This is a genomic window from Vreelandella zhanjiangensis DSM 21076, from assembly GCF_000377665.1.
Lineage (GTDB): Bacteria > Pseudomonadota > Gammaproteobacteria > Pseudomonadales > Halomonadaceae > Vreelandella > Vreelandella zhanjiangensis.
Window position 1 is genome coordinate 496,851 of record NZ_KB898646.1, and the last position, 17,759, is coordinate 514,609.

Consider the following 17,759-nt stretch of genomic DNA (forward strand, 5'->3'; position numbering starts at 1 on the left):
GCTCAAACCATAGGTGGCCACTATCGTAGGTTTACCTGTTTATATTAGGTATAGATCGCTGAACTGACTTTACAGCAGAGCACCTTTGCGGTCGCTTTTACGAACTGACCGTGGCTCCTGCTGGTCGAACTTATGCAATCACTGATACACTAAATGTGTTGTGGTTAATATCTAAGCTTACTTTTTTCTGAAGGGCAAACCAACCTGACTGTTAAACCATCTTTGTAATAGAAATATTCTTTGCAACCATCATCCAACTCCCTCATTCCTATATCTTTGGCTCTCATCACCTCTGCCAACCCAACCTTCCCATTTTCATTCCAGTCCATATCTTTCCAAGGGTATCCTTTCATAAGACCTAGCCCTACACTTGCGGAAACGTACACACCAATTAATAAACACAACCCTGCAACATACCATTTCATATCACCACCCAGCCCAAGGCGCGTTTTCAAATCGATTTGGTTCTGCATAGTCAGGGTTTTTACTATAAAAATCCTCTTGCTTTATCAATCCAGCCTCTGAAAGTGATTCGGATAACGAGTTAGGAGTTATATTTATTCCCAAATCATGCCCTAAATCTTCTAACCCTCTTTCTAAGGGATCAGTGCAGTTAAAAACTAACGCATTATAACTACCTTTACCTTGTTGCCATCTAAGTCTACGCTCAAGCTGAGCCTCCTGGCTGGGTGAAAGATCAATAATATATCCTTTGGCATTTCTAAAATCGTTTCTTTCCATATATTCCTGGTGAGGTAAAATAGACATTCCACTAGGTCCCCATGAGTAATTAGTACCATTAATATTGGTAGCAACATGGCCTAACGATGATCCACCCCATCCTACCCCTTCAAATATAATAACTTCTGTTTCTAAACCTTTTGGATCGATAAAAGTAATAGGATTTATTACATACACATACACATACACATACACATACACATACAAATTCGTGCCACCCTGTAGCCCAATCGGATCCTGACTCATATACCGCCCTTGCTGCGGGTCGTAATACCGGTGGCGGTTGTAATAGAGTCGGCTTTCTTCATCGTGCCACTGACCCTGAAAACGAATCGGCTGATCAGTATTCCCACGCTCGTTCTTCACCGCCGCCCAATCATCAGGCTGTGCCTGCCATTGCGTTTCGCCGTTGGCGGCAACCAGTTGCATGGGCGTACCCAGCGCATCCGTGATGAAAGCGCTGAGGATTTGGCCTTGCTGAGTCTCATCGATGCGCAGCATGGGCACGAAACTGTCCGGCTCGTAGACGACCGTGGTGCGCTGACTGTCGCTTTCTTCCCGCACGATGCGGTCGCCGTCCCAGCCGTAGTGGGGAGTGGCAGTAGTGCCGTTGGTGTGGCGCACGGTCTTGTTGATCCGGCGGCCCAGGCCGTCGTAGCGGTAGGCGGCCTCCGTGGTGTGGCCGTAGGCGCTGGTGTGGGTGAGGCTTACCAGGCGATTGGCGCTATCATAACCGAGTGTTAAGCGCTCGCCGTCCGGTTGTTGCCGTTCGATCAGGTTGCCCGCGCCGTCATAACGGTAGCGGGCGCCGTTGTGCTGCGTGACGCGGTTGTCGGTGACCGGCTGCTGGCCGTCGAGGGGGTTACCCGCCGCATCGACGGCGTAGCGGTGGGCCTGGTCGCCGTGCTGGCTGCCGGTGAGGCGGCCGGCGGCATCGTAGCTGTAGGCAATGACTTTGGATTGCTTGCCTTGCAGGGCGCGGAAGCTCATTCGGCCCAGGGCGTCGTACTGGTACTGCTGGCCGCCGTTGGCCTGCGCGCCGCGCAGGGTGAGGTGATCCAACTGGCCGAGGTTCGTATAACCGCGCTCCAGAATCAGCGGTTGGGTCTGTTCGCCACCGTCGAGGCTTATGCGGCGCTGAGTTTCGAGGTGCAGGGCATCGGGCTCCAAGGCGATTTCAAGATTCAGGTCCGGCGCGCTCAGGCGGTGCAGGTGGCCACTGCCGTAGGTGTGCCAGTTCACGCGGGCAGGTCGCCAAACTGGCTTTGCTGCGGCGCGCCGTTGGCGGTGAGGGTGTGATGTTGCTGCTCGCCGACCAGCCGCTGTGCGTTATCGTATTGAAGTGTCACTTCCCCGTGCTCATCGATGACATAAATGAGCTGGCCGTTGGCACCCCAGCAGTACTGCTCAGTACTGGCTGAAAGAGATGCAATATTTTGTTGCGTTCTTAGCCATTACACTCCAGAACCAAACACCTAGTTATCCAAAATATCTAACGCTTTTCCTATCCACTCATTAACAGTCATATGTTCTGATTCTGGTCTAAAATTACCACCAAACTTGTTAAAAGTATTTTGGGGCAATTCTCCATTGTTCATGGTTTCCTTGAGAGCTTGAGCCAGCTGAACTACGGATTCAGTCGACTCGGAATTTGCAAAATCTTCCACTGCGGCTAATGATGAGTCATAGTCATCACGCCAATCTTGATGGAAATATGCGTTGAAAAAATATTCAAATATCTCACTCACGACTCACTCCTAACTTTATGGCTTTGGGAACGATGTATGAACGCGATAACCACTTGGCGACATAGAATCTTTTGCTAAAAGAACAAACGCCCTGTTAGTTAGCTGAGATGCCGTAGCACCTTGAGGAATAACACGCCCTACTTCGTAATCGAGAGTTTCGTCAAGCGGAAGTCTATTTTTAGAGCTTGTCAGCCAATTCTGGATGCTATCACGGTTTCTTGATAACACCTCTCCAGTCGCCCTTTGAGCCGTCTCTAAGTCTGGGTATGTTGAGGAGCCTAAAATATCTGGCTCAGCTTCTAACCTCTGCAGCAATTGTTCGTCAGTCTTTCCTACATGTCGTCTTATGGTATGCCCATCGAGATTCTCATGAAAAATAAGTGTTCCACCAGTTTCACTCTTGATCAAAGAAGTCTCGTTTGAAGCTGAACTATACACCGCCCCGCCGATCATATCCGTTCCGGCAGGCTGATAGCCACCTCCAATTGTATTGTCACCCTGCAATGGCCCGGCAATGGGCAGTCCGCTTGCCCAACCACCCTGTTCAATAATAGGGAGTTCGCTGGGACAGCTAATCTGTTCGCCAATGGGTTGTTCACTGCGGCAGCCACCTGGCTGAAGGCTTGGCCGCTCAGTGGTCCAGCCATGCTGATCAACGATAGGCGTGTCATAGCGTCCCAGGCGTTCGGTAGGTGTATCAGGGCGGCTGGGCCGGTCGATAGGCGTACTAGGGCTGCTCTGGCGGTCGGCAGGCGCAAACACGGTTCCCGTATACAAGGGTCCTTCTGTCGTTCCGTCGCCCATCGGGGTGGGCCACATGCCTAAAACAAATGCCCCCACCGGATTAGTGGCCCACTTCGGAATGGTTACTCGTCCGCCAAGAGCCGCAGCCCCCTCAGCCGCACTTGTTGCTACAGCCGCTCCTGCCAATCCCAATGGATCCACCATTCCCGTCGGGTTAGTCACGTAGCCGTACAGGTTGGTGCCCCCCTTGAGACCTATCGGGTCCTGGCTGATGTACCTTCCCTGTTGCGGGTCGTAGTAGCGGTGGCGGTTGTAGTAAAGTCCGCTCTCTTCGTCGTGCCATTGGCCCTGGAACCGGATTGGCTGAGTAACGTTACGCACCGCGCGTTGGTTTTTGACCGCCGCCCAGTCGTCGGGCTCGGCGAGCCAGCGGGGCTGGCCACTGGGGGTGACCAACTGCATCGGTGTACCCAGCGCATCGGTGATATAGGCGCTGACTGATGGACCTTGCTGGGTATCGTCTATACGCAGCATGGGCACGAAACGGCCCGGTTCGTAGACCACGGTGGTGCGCTGGTTCTCGGTGTCTTCCCGTACGATACGATCACCGTCCCAGCCGTAGTGGGTGGTGGCCGTGGTGCCATCGGTATGGCGTACGGTTTTGCTGATTCGGCGGCCCAGTCCATCGTAGCGGTAGGTGGCCTCCGTGGTATGCCCATAGGGGCTGGTGTGGGTGAGCTGCACCAGCCGGTTGGCGGCATCAAACCCCATGTTCAGACGCTCGCCGTCAGGCTGCTGGCGTTCGATTAGATTGCCTGCACCATCGTAGCGGTAGCGTGCGCCGTTGAGTTGAGTCAGGCGGTTATCAGGCAGCGTCTGTTGATTGCCTTGTGGCTCTAACCGATTGCCCGCCGCATCCACCGAGTAGCGGTGGGCGTGATCGCTATGCTGGCTGCCGATCAAATACCCAGCGGCGTTGTAACGGTAAGCAATTACCTTTTCCGCTGGATTACCTTTCAGGCTGCGGAAACTCATGCGGCCCAGGGCGTCGTACTGGTACTGCTGGCCGCTGCCGTTCTGCGCGCCGTGCAGAGTGAGGTGGTCCAGCTGGCCAAGCTCGGTATAGCCGCGCTCTATAATCAGCGGCTGCGTCTGCTCGCTGCTGCCCAGGCTCAAGCGGCGCTGAGTCTCCCGGTGCAGGGCGTCGGGCGTTAGATCAATCTCCAGATTTAGCTCGGGCGCGCTCATTCCGTGCAGGTGGCCGCTGCCGTAGGTGTGCCAGTTCAGCGCGGGCAGGGCGCCGAACTGACTTTGTTGGGGCGCACCGTTGGCGGTCAGCGTGTGGTGCTGCTGCCACTGCCAGCCGCTGTCACCATCGATACCGACATGGCGCTGATGTTCGACGAGCAGTCGTCGGGTGGGGTCGTAAGCAAACGTGACCTCGCCGTGCTCATTGGTGACGCCCGCCAGTTGGCCGTTGGCACTCCAGCGGTAGTGTTCGTTGCTTGCCGGGGCATGCTCGGTAGCGGGCAAATGACGCGCCGCAAGGCGTCCGGCGGCGTCGTACTCGTAGCGCGTGGCGAGCGGCTGATCGTCCGGGCCGGAGCGGCCGGCTTCGATACGCTCGATCAGTTGGCCCGCTTCATCGTAGCGGTACTGCTGTTCACGGCCATCCGGGCCGGTCTCGCTGGCCAGGCGGTCCATGGCGTCGTAGGTGAAGCGGTAGACGGCGCCGTTGCCCAGGGTCAACTCGCTCAGGCGGCCCACCTCGTCATAGGCGGTGAACTGGTGGCTGCCATCGGCCTCGATGCGCTGGGCCGGGCGGCCATGCTCGTCAAAGAAGAACTGCTGGCGAAAGCCCTGGGGGCCTTCCACTTCGACCAGGCGGCCCTGAGGATCATAATGCTGGTGCCAGTAGAGCCCGTCGGGCTGCTGGGTGGCGGTCCGCCGCCCCATCTCATCGTGCTGGGTGCGGGTGGTCTCGCCCAGGGCGTTGGTGATGCTGGCCAGAAAACCGTGGCGGTCGTAGGTGTACTCGGTGCGCTGCTCGGAGCAGTCGATCTGGGCGGTGACCTGGCCCAAGGCGTTCCACTCGCGCTGGTGTGTGGCGCCCACCGGGTCGGTGACCGTAGTAGGGCGGTCGGGCAGGCGCTCGTCGTCGTAGGCAAACGTGGTCGTGCCTTCCGGCCCGGTGATCTCCAGCGGCTGGCCGCGTTCGTTGCGGGTAATCTGCCAGCGCTGGTTCTCGGGGCCTTCCACGCTGCTCGTATCGCCCATGGCGTTGCGCTCGAGGGTCCAACGCTGCCCATCCGGCGTGACCTGACCGATCACCTGGCCGCTGTCGTCGCGCTCGATCAGCGTTTCGCGGCCCAGCGGGTCGATGGTCGCCACCTTGTGCCCGGCGCGGTCATAGCGGAACTCGATGCGCGAGCCGTCGGCGCGGGTGTGGGCGGTCCAGCGCTTGCCCGGGCCGCTGCCCACGAAGTGGTACGTCTCTTCACGGCCCAGGCTGTCGGTGACCTGGGTATGATCGACGTGATAGGTGTAACGCCGGGCGAGGCCGCCGGCTTCCTGCTGGCCGATGACGCGGCCATCCGGGGCGTGGCGGTCCCAGGTGTAGTGGGCTTCCATACCGCCGGGCACCCGGTGGGCAATCAGCATATGCTCCTGCCACTCGAACTCGCGCACCACTTCGCCATGGCGGTGGCGCACGGCGAGCAGGTCGCCGGCGGCGCTGAACGAGTAGCGCACCAGCCAATCATCCTGAACGCTACCGTCGTGGTCTTGAACCAGCTTGACGCCGGTGAGGCGCTGACCGGCATCATCGGCTTGCCGGGGCAGCAGGGCGTCGTAGACGAACTGGTAGTGGCGCCCGGCGCTGTCGATGGCGCGGGTCAGCAGGCCATTGTCCCACTGGTACGCGGTGGCATAGCCGTTACGGTCGCGCTCGTCGATCAGCGGCCAGCGTGTACCGGCCTCCTCGGGGCGAGCAAACACGTAGTAAAGGCCGCCGGTATCGCTGAGCACGATGCGCGCGGGGTCGTCGCGCAGCGTCTCGTCCAGCGCCTGCCAGCGGAGATCGTCACTCAGCGCGTTGTCTTTAGCTGACGAACCCCCACGGCGTATCCACAGCTGTTCGGTAGGCGAGAAGCGCGCCTGACCGGGGCCGAGGGGGCCAAAGGTGATGGCTCGCCCCTGAGCGTCATGCACGATACATGCGTCATCTTTTAAGGTAATGGCAAGACTTTCGCCAGGCAGCGACCAGCCCTGGCCGAGTACGCCAATCCGTGCGTTGCTGGAAAGGTAGCCCCGGCTGAACACAAAAGGGCGCGGCGCGGGTAACGCAAAATCAGTCTCGGCGGGGAGCAGCTTGGCCCCCAGCAGTGGGTTCACCGGGCTGCCCACGGCGGGTTCGCAGGCGCTACAGTCGTCGGCCAGACCATCGGTGATATCGATGTCCTCCAGAGCCAGCGGGGTGGCCGCGGCAATGTCGCTGCTCAGCAGGGGCGCCTGGTGGGGTTCAAGGGTGACGTCTTCGCTCTCTTCCGGCTCGGCTTCGCCCGGCAGATTCGGCAGCACGATCGCCTGCCCCTGGCCACGCCCGGGGCTGCCACCGGAGTTGATCCTCACCTGTGAACCCACAATGGTCACGCCGCTCGGGTCGAGCTTTATAAAGCTGCCGCCCGCTTTGAGGGTGATCTCCGCCCCGGCCTCGATCACGACCTGGGAACCTGCCTTGTAGTGCACCTCACGACCCGCTTCCAACAGCTGCGAATCGCCGTAGAACTCGTGGCGGGTCTGATCCACCTGAAGGTGATCATCGCCTTTTACCTGGGTAAAGCGGTCGTTATGCACCGTCAGGTGGTCGTCGTTGTGAATCTCGCTTAAACGATTGCGGTGCAGCTTCAGGTGGCTGTCGCGGCGGATCTCTTCGGTGCGGTCGTTGAGCGTGAGCAGTTCCAGGTCTTTCTGGGCGTGCAGCCATATCTGCTCTTCACCGGCTTCGTCCTCGAAGCGTAGCTCGTTGAAGCCCTCGGCCTTGTGGCTCTGGGTGCGGATGACGGTGCGGGTCTTGTTTTCGGGCAGCGGGTAGGGCGGGATGTTCACCGCGTGGTAGGTACGCCCGGTGACCAGGGGTTGATCCGGATCGCCTTCCAGAAACGAGACGATGACCTCATGCCCAATCCGCGGAATCGCCATGCTGCCATAGCCACCGCCAGCCCAGCCTTGGGCCACCCGTATCCAGCAGCTGGCGGTTTCATTGGGCTCGGCGTAGCGGTCCCAGGGGAACTGCACCTTCACCCGGCCGTGTTCATCGCAGTAGATCTCTTCGCCTTCGGGGCCTACCACGAACGCCACCTGCGGTCCGTCCACGCGCGGTTTGGGATTGGGCGTGGGGCGCCAGGTCTGGTCCCGGGGCATCAACTCGACGCTGTTGTGGTAGCGGGTCATCTGTTCGCCCGCTTGATCCGAAGTGGCGCTACCGCGCGCCATGCCGTCTTCTTCCAGCGCCTGGGGCTGCTCGCCGTAATGCACCACGCCGAGTACCTGCCAGTCCTGATTGAGGCTCTCCACGTCGTGGTCGGTCAGGGTGAAGCAGAGGCCCGGGGCCAGTTCGGGCAGGTCGCTCTCGGCCTGGGCTACCAATGCATCGGCGCGCAGGGATTCCAGCCGGTGGCGGGTAAACGGCTTGCCGGAGCCATCTTTCTTGTAGCGGCCCGGGTAATCGAAGTGTTCGTAATCCTCACGCTGAGCGTGCTCGCCTAGCCCTGGCGCCAGGTGCTCGTGCCGCTGGGCGTAGGCCGGGTTTTTAAACGTGTAGTCCTTGAGCATGGCGGACGCCGGGCGTACCCGGTTGACCTGACGCAGCTTACGCAAATGGCGCCGGGGCGGCGTGCCGCCCGCGCGGCCGTGGTAGGTGCGCTCACCCACGCTTGGCAGCACCGCGGTGGCATCGGCAAACACCAGGCGGTGGGCGCCGCCTTCCGCGTTTTCGAACTCATGAAAATAGAAGCAGCCCTCTTCGGCGGCCAGGCGTTCGATAAACGCCAGATCGGTTTCCCGATACTGCACCAGGTACTCTCGCTCGAGCGGGGTACGCGTGGTGGCAAAGCCGATATCCGTCAGGCCACGCTCCTGGGCCAGGGTGGTGATCGCATCATAAGGCTGCGTTTCCTGAAAGATGCGCGAATTGTGGCGCAGGGAAAGCCGCCACAGCGCCGGGCGAATCACTACCTGATAAAAAGAGCGACGGTGGCCTCTGTCGCCTTGGGCGAACTCGCTCACAATGCCATGAATGCGGCGTAGCGGTTCGCCGTCCTGCCAAATAGAGAGGGTGGCAGTTTTATCCAGGCAGTCGGTAGGGGTTAAGTCATGAGCGCGGCTGGCAAACTCGACAGAGAGCGAAAACGGTTCGGAAAGGGCTTCGCGGTGGGTAAAACGTACAACAGCAGTATCATCAGCCCCGGGTAGGGTGAGAGTAAACTGCAGGCCTGTTTTATCCGCCATCGTATCGCTCCTTGAACCGCGTCTGCTAATGAGAAACGCTTAGGGTAGCGGGCTGAGCGGGAAGGGCAACCCTTGGAGGTTAAGAGGCGTTAATCTCTTACAGCGTTGTAAGACATTGCTTACAAAATTATTGGCATCGGCTTACAAAGACGGTGAAAGACTAAAAAATTAGCGTTTTCGCATGTAAGAAATGAGTAACGATTATGGTCAAGCAGCGCAAAGCCTTTGACATACCTTTGACATAGATGTGCTTACGTATCGAGGCAATAACTGCAGAAAGGGAAATGTCTTACACGCAGAAAGATAAGTAATAGCTTATGAAAAGAATGCTAATAGTAATAAGAACCTAAAAAGGCAAATGCAGCGATGCGCTGAGTTGATTGAGGTGGCTTAGCGTCGGTGCATCAACGCGTTCATATTCCAAACGGGTGATCAGCCGGTTAATGGTGACGGTGGCGCCAAAGCCTTGCAGCCAGGCGGTGCCGCCTTCCTCTGCACCTTGAGGCTGGTCGGTATCGCCGCGCCATTCGGTCAGGCCAGACTTAGCATACATACTGAAAGCCCCCATACGGATGCCTGCCACAATGGCACCGCCTAAGCTTAGCGTATCCATGATCATGGGTGACATGCTGGAGGCAATCGGCACTTCTTCGCTTTCGCGGTAGGCAATTTCAGCGCCAATATCTAATTGGGGGAGTTGCCAAGGGCTAAACCCGGCCGTTAAGCGAAAACCGGATGTGTAGGTGTCCAAGCTGCTTAAATCGCTGCCTTCCAGGACCACGCCGTTATCGAGTCGCATAAGCTCGCTCTCCGGCATGGCATAGGCAATGGTTGGCGCCTCATCATTGGCGATAGCGGCGACAACAGTCAGATTTAAACCGATAACACTGTACAGGATAGCGCCAGCCAAGCGTTTCATTGGCGTTCCTCATCCTTGGCTTTAATTATTATCCCCACCAGCATAGCAACTGGCTTTAATTTCTACCAAGTTAATTGCCTGCTGCTTGAGGTTAAAAAGCAGGTTTTTGCCCATTTCCTGAAAGCGCTCACCAAATACCCACTGCGGCGAAAGGATCGGCATCTGGGCGGTTTGCTCTTTATTGCCCTGGCGCTCACGCCACTCCAGGGCGATATCGCTCCAGTCAACACAGTGCTCAAGCGTAAAGCCGCTTTGCTTAAGTTGCTGGGTAAGTGCCGTTTGGCTAAGCAGGTGCGAGTGCGTGGGTTCTGTCGCCCAGGGCACAGGGTAGCGCAGGGCGTCTATGTTAGGCCCGCTCACTACTTCATGCATTACCAGCTGCCCGCCAGGGCGCAAGACCCGGTGACTTTCGGCAAACACCCGGGCGGCGTCAGGCATGTTGAGCAGGCTGTGCTGAAATAAAAGCGCGTCAAAGGTGTTATCTGCAAACGGTAGGGCAGTCGCATCTCCCGTTATCCAGAAAAGCGGCGTTGAGTGGGGTTCGCTCAACGCACTTAGCGCTTTATTGAGTGCATTAAAACGGTGGGTAATGTCCAGGCCGGTCACCTGAAAACCCTGCGCTGCGCCTTGGCGCATTAACCCGCCCAAGCCTGCACCAATATCCAGAACGCGTGGATGAAGGGCTGGGTCAAGCAGCGCGAGCAACCGCGTAGTGGCCGTTACGCCGCCGATATGCAATTGATCAAGCGGGGCCAACTGGTGCAGGGTAGGGCCCGCCGGATAATGGCTGCGAATTTGCGCCAGCACATCGGCATCGCGTAGCCCCTGCTGGTAATGCTCAGCCAAACGCGGTGCGTCTGTCATGACGGTGATTCTGGATTCAACCCCAGCTCTTGAGTGGAAATTTCACGCATCTTGAATTTCTGGATTTTGCCGGTCACCGTCATGGGGAATTCATCGACGAATTTAAAGTAGCGGGGGATCTTGAAGTGGGTGATCTTGCCTTTACAGAACTCACGCAGATCTTCACCGCTAATCTCACCCGCCGTGGCGTTGAGCTTTACCCAGGCAACCAGCTCCTCACCGTATTTCTTGTCGGGCACGCCGGTGACCTGCACATCGGAAATCGCCGGGTGGGTGTACAGAAACTCTTCGATTTCTTTGGGGTAAACGTTTTCACCCCCGCGAATCACCATGTCTTTAATACGTCCGACGATCTGGATATAACCCTCTTCATCCATGGTGGCCAAGTCGCCGGTATGCATCCAGCCGGATTCGTCGATGGCCTCACGCGTGGCCTGCTCGTTGTTCCAGTATTGGAGCATGACGCTATAGCCCCGGGTACACAGCTCGCCGATTTCACCGCGGGGTAAGATGGCGCCATTGCCGGGGTCGACGATTTTGCTCTCCAGGTGCGGCTGGGTACGGCCCACGGTGGAAACCCGCTTTTCAATACTGTCATTTGCGCCCGTTTGGGTAGAAACCGGGCTGGTTTCAGTCATCCCGTAGGCGATCTGGACGCCCTTCATGTTCATCTTGTTGATGACTTGTTTCATGATCTCGGCTGGGCAAATCGAGCCTGCCATGATGCCGGTACGCAGTGAAGAGAGGTCGGTGTTGGCAAACTCGGGGTGATCCAGCTCGGCGATAAACATGGTAGGTACGCCATAAAGCGCAGTGGCTTTTTGCTCGTGTACGGCTTTGAGTACTTTACCGGGATCAAAGCCTTCATCGGGGTAAATCATCGCCGCACCATGGGTCATACAGCCCAGATTACCCATGACCATGCCAAAGCAGTGATAAAGCGGCACAGGAATGACCAGACGATCTTCACTGGTAAAGCCCATGCTTTCAGCCACAAAAAAGCCGTTATTGAGAATATTGTGATGAGAAAGCGTGGCGCCTTTCGGAAAGCCGGTGGTGCCCGAGGTGTATTGAATATTGATCGGGTCGTCAAACTGAAGGGTGCTTTGCAGGTCGTTGACGTCGGTTTGGCTAACCTTGCTCGACTCCTGCATTAAATCTGACCAGCGCCACATGCCGGGATGTTTCTCGCTGCTTAAGTTAATCACGCACTCAAGCTGGGGTAGCTTTAGCGATTTAAGCGCGCCTTCTGCACTGGTTTGAAGCTCCGGCGCCAGCTCATAGAGCATGCCGCGGTAATCGGAGCTTTTGAAACTGTCGGCGCAGACCAAAAAACGCGCGCCGGATTGGTTAAGCGCATACTCAAGTTCATGAGTACGGTAAGCCGGGTTGATGTTGACTAAAATGGCACCAATTTTGGCGGTAGCGAATTGGGTTAATGTCCACTCGCTGCAGTTAGGCGCCCACATACCGACCCGATCACCACACTTCACGCCAATGGCCAGTAACGCGCGGGCGCAGCGGTTTACCTCTTCATGAAGCTCGCGGTAGCGCCAGTGAATATTCTGGTGCAGCACAATCAGGGCATCGTTATCGGGATACTGCGCGGCAATTTGATCGAATTTATCGCCGATAGTCATGCCAAGCAGCGGTTTGTCAGCGGTGCTGCTGGCATAGCTGGGCAGGGCTTTAGATAGGCTGGGGTCATGTAGCGCCATGATGTCTCTCCGTATTTTTATTGTCTGATCGAAAAGGCCGCGTGATGAGGGTTAGCTTGAGCGTGCGCCTCTGGCCAGGGCAACTTTTGAAGTCGGCTTGCGGCCCAGCGCCTGGGTAATCCAATTACCGGTATCCAGCACTGCCTGCAGATCAATTCCCGTTTCAATGCCTAAGCCTTCCAGCAGGTAAAGCACGTCTTCGGTTGCGACGTTACCGGAGGCACCTTTGGCATAAGGGCAGCCGCCCAAGCCGCCGGTCGCTGCATCAATCACGCTGACACCTTCTTGCATGACCGCATAAAGATTGGCGATGGCCATACCATAGGTATCATGAAAATGCGCCGCCAGCCGATCGATCGGCACCTGCCCGGAAACGGCCTCAATCATTCGCTTGGCCGCCAGCGGCGTACCCACTCCAATGGTGTCGCCGAGGGAAATCTCATAGCAGCCCATGTCATAAAGTGCCTTGGCCACCTGAGCGACTTTCTCGGGGGAAATATCGCCTTCATAAGGGCAGCCCAGTACGCAGGAAACGTAGCCACGTACACGCACATCCGCTTCATGGGCGCGCTTGAGCACAGGCTCGAAGCGCTCAAGGGATTCAGCAATCGAGCAGTTGATGTTCTTTTGCGAAAACGCTTCAGAGGCCGCACCAAATACCGCTACTTCATCAACACCTGCGGCCAGCGCATTTTCAAGCCCCTTGAGATTAGGGGTAAGGGCCGAGTAGACCACATTGGGGACACGCGTAATGCCCTGCATTACGTCGGTCGCATCGCCCATTTGCGGTACCCACTTGGGTGATACAAAGCTTGCCGCTTCAATATGGCGGATGCCGGCATTAGCGAGCCGATGAATCAGCTCGATTTTGGTCGCGGTAGGCACCATGGCCCCCGGCTCGTTTTGCAGGCCGTCTCGGGGGGCCATTTCGAACAGGCGTACGCGCTGGGGAAGGCTGGATTGGCGCAGTACCATGGTCAAGCTCCTTATTCGCCTGGGGCGAAGTCGAGTAATACATCACCCTGGCTAACGGTATCGCCTGCCTGAAAGCGGAAACCTTCCACGCGGCCGTTAGTCGGCGCGGTCATGGTGTGTTCCATCTTCATGGCTTCCATGACCATCAGGGGAATGCCTTTTTCAACGCTCGCCCCGGCTTCAACCAGCAGCGCCACCACCGTGCCATGCATGGGAGCGGTAAAGCTCGCCTGCACTTCGTGCTGGCCGTGATCAATCGCATCGATGCGCTGCCAGTAAAGGCGGGTTTCGCCCTGTGGGTCGACCATGATTAACACATTGCCATCGTGCTGGGCCTGCAGGCGGCGGCGATGCCCGTTAAGGGTAATTGCCACGGCATTGCCGATAAGCGGTTGAAGGCTGGCGCTAAAGGTTTGCCCATTAACGGCGTGACCATTAATGGTTAGGTGCCACTCTGGGTCACCCGGGTGTCGTTTGCCTTCCACAACCACTAGGGGGCTTGCATCCTCCGGCGCTTGGGAGTGCTTGGGATCATGCAAGGCAATGCGCACCGTGCGTGGCGCGTTAAGCCGAAAGCCATCGTGGCGATCCCAGGGCGAGTTGCTTTCGCACTCCTGGGTCAACTGGTGTAACGCTAGTAACGCGGCGCTGGCATAGTCTTCAGGCTGATAGTGGTGCGCAGCAAACAGGGTGGCCTCGTGGCGCTCGATAAACCGTGTATCCAGCTCCAGGTTTTTAAAGGCGGGGTGAGTCGCCAGGCGCTGCAAGAAAGCCCGGTTGGTGACCACGCCCTGTATATCGAGGGCCGCTAGCGCGCGGTTAAGCGTGGCCAGGGCTGCGTCACGGTCAATGCCATGCACAATTAGCTTGGCAAGCATGGGGTCGTAGTGCATGGAAACCGTATCACCGCTTTCCACACCGCTATCCAGGCGCACCTGCTCGGCCTTTAAGTCGGTGCCCGCTAAATCGAGCGCAAAGCGAGTCAACTGGCCCGTGGCGGGTAAAAAGTCCTGATCAGGGTCTTCAGCATAAAGGCGTGCTTCAAAGCTATGCCCGGTGATCGTCAATGCTTCCTGTGTGCAAGGCAGCGATTCACCCATTGCCACCCGCAGCTGCCATTCGACCAGATCCTGGCCGGTGATCATTTCAGTCACCGGGTGCTCGACCTGCAGACGGGTGTTCATCTCCATAAAGTAGAACGCCTCGCCTTGGCCTGGCGAAGCATCCAATAGAAACTCAACTGTGCCCGCGCCCACGTAGCCAATTTCCTGAGCGGCACGTACGGCTGCATTACCCATCGCCGCGCGTAGTTCCGGCGTCATGCCCGGGGCGGGGGCTTCTTCGAGGACTTTTTGGTGGCGGCGTTGAATGCTGCAGTCGCGCTCGAACAGGTACACGCCGTGGCCCTGGCGATCACAAAATACCTGTACTTCCACGTGACGTGGCTGCACCAGGTATTTTTCAATCAACATACGATCATCGCCGAAGGCGGCTTTAGACTCGCGGCGACAGCCTTCCAGCGCCGCCTGAAAGGCCTCGCTTTTTTCGACCACGCGCATGCCTTTACCGCCACCACCGGCGCTGGCTTTGAGCATGACCGGGTAACCGATTTTATCGGCCTCGGCCCGGAGCAGGTCATCATCCTGGTTATCGCCGTGGTAGCCCGGCACCAGCGGCACATCCGCGTTGGCCATGCGCGCTTTGGCGGCCGATTTATCCCCCATGGCGGCAATGGCTGACGCGGGCGGCCCGATAAAAGTAATACCCGCTTCTTCGAGCGCTTTTACAAAGGCGCCGTTTTCTGAAAGAAAGCCGTAGCCAGGATGAATGGCGCCACTGCCAGTGCGCTTGGCGGCGTCAATCACCGCTTCGATATTCAAATAGCTTTCGCGCGCAGTGGCGGGACCAATACGAATGGCCTCGTCGGCTTCACGTACGTGGCGGGCGTTGGCGTCGGCATCGGAATACACAGCAACGGTTTTAAGGCCCATAAGGCGTGCCGTGCGCATTACCCGGCAGGCAATTTCACCCCGGTTGGCGATCAGCAACGTATCAAAAGGCGTGGTACGCAGGTTAGATTCAGACGACGTTAGGTGGCTCATGAGCGGCGCTCCTTGGCATTGCCGGATAAAGGCGTTTCAGCCCAGGCGGGGCGACGCTTTTCAAAAAATCCAGCCAGACCTTCCTGGCCTTCCTGGCTAACCCGCAGCTTGGCGATCACCTGACAGGTTTGTTCGCGTGTGGCGTCGGAATCAGGCGACTGGCTGACCGTTTGGAGCAGCGCTTTGGTAGCCTGCTGCGCCTGCGGTGAGCCAGCGAGCAGGGTTTCCAGCATGGCCTCTACCGCGCTATCCAGTGCGCCGTGTTCAACGACCTGATGGGCCAGGCCCAGGCTGAGCGCGGTGGGCGCGTCGATGACTTCAGCGCTCAACGCGTAACGGCGCATCTGGCGCGCCCCGAGTGCTCGGTGTACATAGGGGCTAATGACCGCAGGCGAGAGGCCAATCTTGACTTCTGAAAGGCAGAACCTGGCTTTATCGGAGGCAATAACGATATCGCAGCAGGCGGCCAAGCCTACGGCGCCGCCAAAGGCTGCACCCTGAACCCGGCACAACGTGGGGCAGGGCAGCGTATCCAGGCTGTGCATCAGCGTGGCGAGCTTGCGCGAATCGGCCAGATTGTCTTCAAAATCGTAATCGACCATGCGCTTCATCCAGTTCAAATCCGCGCCCGCTGAGAAGCTATTGCCTTCAGAGCCCAGTACCACCACGCGTACCTCACCGCTTTTAATCTGCGGCTGAAGCTTGTCGAGGTGTTCGTTCAGCTCGGCAATCAACTGGTCATCAAAGGCGTTATGAACGTCCGGACGATTAAGGGTTAAGCGGGCAACACCTGCATCCATGGTTAACGTTGAATTTGTCATGATAGGCCCCTTACATCCGGAACACGCCGAAGCGTGTCTCTTCAATCTCGGCATTCATGGCCGCGGCCAGCGCTAAACCCAGTACATCGCGGGTCTGTAGCGGGTCGATCACGCCGTCATCCCAGAGCCGGGCGCTGGCGTAGTAAGGGTGGCCCTGGTGCTCGTACTGTTCGCGGGTGGGCTGCTTGAAAGCCTCTTCTTCCTCTTTGGTCCACTCGCTACCTTCGCGCTCATACTGCTCGCGCTTAACCTGAGCCAGTACGCCGGCGGCCTGCTCGCCACCCATGACGGAAATACGCGCGTTGGGCCACATGAATAGCATATTAGGATCATAAGCGCGGCCGCACATGCCGTAGTTGCCCGCCCCGAAGCTTCCGCCAATCAGCACGGTGAACTTGGGTACCTTGGCACACGCTACGGCTGTGACCAGCTTGGCGCCATGCTTGGCGATACCTTCATGCTCGTACTTGGAGCCCACCATGAAGCCGGTAATGTTCTGCAGGAAAACCAGCGGAATCTTGCGCTGGGCGCACAGCTCAATAAAGTGGGCGCCTTTGACGGCGCTCTCTGAAAACAGCACGCCGTTATTGGCCACAATACCCACCGGGTGGCCATGAATATGCGCAAATCCGGTGACTAAGGTGTCGCCGTAGTAGCGTTTGAATTCATCAAAATCAGAGCTATCGACGATGCGCCCGATAACTTCGCGAACATCAAAGGGCTTTTTAAGGTCGGTGCCCACAATGCCGTAAAGCTCCAACGGGTCGAGCTTGGGCGGCTCGGGTGCCCGCATGGCAAGCTTGCCGCGCTTTTGCCAGTTCAGGCGCGAGACACAGGCGCGGGCAAGCTGCAGAGCATGCATATCGTTTTCGGCATAATGGTCGGCCACACCGCTGACTTTGGCATGCACATCAGCGCCGCCTAATGCCTCAGCACTGATGCTTTCACCGGTGGCTGCTTTGACGAGCGGCGGGCCGCCCAGAAAGATGGTGCCTTGCTCTTTAACGATGATCGATTCATCGGCCATGGCGGGCACATACGCGCCGCCTGCCGTGCAGGAACCCATCACCACGGCAATTTGCGGAATGCCTTCGGCCGACAGGGTGGCCTGATTATAGAAAATGCGCCCGAAGTGGTCGCGGTCAGGGAAGACTTCATCCTGACGGGGTAGAAAGGCACCGCCAGAATCGACCAGATAAATACACGGCAGGCGATGCTTGCGGGCGATTTCCTGGGCGCGAATATGTTTTTTGACCGTCAGCGGAAAGTAGGTGCCGCCTTTGACCGTAGCATCGTTGGCTACAATCACGCATTCAACGCCTGATACGCGCCCAATGCCGGTCACCACACCGGCGGCCGGTACGTCGCTTTCATACACCTTGTGGGCGGCAAGTGCTGAAAATTCTAGAAAAGGCGAGCCTTCGTCGATCAGGTGATCAATGCGGTCACGCACAAACAGTTTACCTCGGCTCTCATGGCGCTCACGCGATTTGGCGCCGCCACCCTGAGCAACGGCCGCGGTGAGTTCATGTAGCTGGGTAACCACGCCACGCATCGACTGCTCATTGGTCTGAAAGAGCTCGCTGCGCGGATTAATCTGAGTGCTGAGAATGCTCATG

At 57.7% G+C, this 17,759-nt stretch carries 11 protein-coding genes and 1 pseudogene; all 12 read right to left on the reverse strand.

All coding sequences use genetic code 11. The features are described from left to right. Nucleotides 1-164: 164 nt before the first annotated feature. The 12 genes and pseudogenes from D467_RS18945 to D467_RS0102215 all read right to left on the reverse strand — a co-directional run bounded on the left by D467_RS18945 (nt 165) and on the right by D467_RS0102215 (nt 17,758). Nucleotides 165-425, reverse strand: coding sequence for a hypothetical protein (locus tag D467_RS18945; RefSeq protein WP_051081699.1), 261 nt, complete (start codon nt 423-425; stop codon nt 165-167). A gap of 1 nt (nt 426) precedes the next feature. Then, nucleotides 427-1,983, reverse strand: coding sequence for an RHS repeat-associated core domain-containing protein (locus D467_RS0102165; RefSeq protein WP_018915866.1), 1,557 nt, complete (start codon nt 1,981-1,983; stop codon nt 427-429). A 233-nt stretch (nt 1,984-2,216) separates the two neighbouring features. Further along, the gene (locus D467_RS0102175) at nt 2,217-2,489 is read right to left on the reverse strand and encodes a contact-dependent growth inhibition system immunity protein (protein WP_018915868.1); all 273 of its coding nucleotides are present in this window, start codon (nt 2,487-2,489) and stop codon (nt 2,217-2,219) included. Nucleotides 2,490-2,504: 15 nt separating this feature from the next. Continuing rightward, nucleotides 2,505-6,638, reverse strand: a complete 4,134-nt coding sequence (locus tag D467_RS19630; RefSeq protein WP_371827757.1) for an RNase A-like domain-containing protein — start codon at nt 6,636-6,638, stop codon at nt 2,505-2,507. A gap of 87 nt (nt 6,639-6,725) precedes the next feature. After that, nucleotides 6,726-8,741, reverse strand: a pseudogene (locus tag D467_RS20040) (type VI secretion system Vgr family protein); the annotation flags it as partial. 346 nt (nt 8,742-9,087) lie between these two features. Beyond that, nucleotides 9,088-9,660, reverse strand: a complete 573-nt coding sequence (locus D467_RS0102185; protein ID WP_018915870.1) for a hypothetical protein — start codon at nt 9,658-9,660, stop codon at nt 9,088-9,090. Nucleotides 9,661-9,681: 21 nt separating this feature from the next. Next, on the reverse strand, nt 9,682-10,524 hold the full coding sequence (locus tag D467_RS0102190) for a class I SAM-dependent methyltransferase (RefSeq protein WP_018915871.1): 843 nt from the start codon (nt 10,522-10,524) through the stop codon (nt 9,682-9,684). Continuing rightward, nucleotides 10,521-12,242: an AMP-binding protein gene (locus tag D467_RS0102195; RefSeq protein WP_018915872.1), complete on the reverse strand. Its 1,722-nt coding sequence runs from the start codon at nt 12,240-12,242 to the stop codon at nt 10,521-10,523. Before D467_RS0102195 ends, D467_RS0102190 begins: the two co-directional genes overlap by 4 nt. Nucleotides 12,243-12,293: 51 nt before the next feature. Next, a complete protein-coding gene (locus tag D467_RS0102200; RefSeq protein ID WP_018915873.1) occupies nt 12,294-13,217 on the reverse strand; it encodes a hydroxymethylglutaryl-CoA lyase in 924 nt (307 codons plus the stop codon). Nucleotides 13,218-13,228: 11 nt separating this feature from the next. Then, nucleotides 13,229-15,319 carry an acetyl/propionyl/methylcrotonyl-CoA carboxylase subunit alpha gene (locus tag D467_RS0102205; protein ID WP_018915874.1) on the reverse strand — a complete coding sequence of 697 codons (2,091 nt, stop codon included), beginning with the start codon at nt 15,317-15,319 and terminating at the stop codon, nt 13,229-13,231. After that, nucleotides 15,316-16,140 (reverse strand): enoyl-CoA hydratase/isomerase family protein, encoded by an 825-nt coding sequence (locus tag D467_RS0102210; RefSeq protein ID WP_018915875.1) that lies wholly within the window; start codon nt 16,138-16,140, stop codon nt 15,316-15,318. Before D467_RS0102210 ends, D467_RS0102205 begins: the two co-directional genes overlap by 4 nt. A gap of 10 nt (nt 16,141-16,150) precedes the next feature. Continuing rightward, the gene (locus tag D467_RS0102215; RefSeq protein ID WP_018915876.1) at nt 16,151-17,758 is read right to left on the reverse strand and encodes a carboxyl transferase domain-containing protein; all 1,608 of its coding nucleotides are present in this window, start codon (nt 17,756-17,758) and stop codon (nt 16,151-16,153) included. Between the last annotated feature and the right edge of the window lies 1 nt (nt 17,759).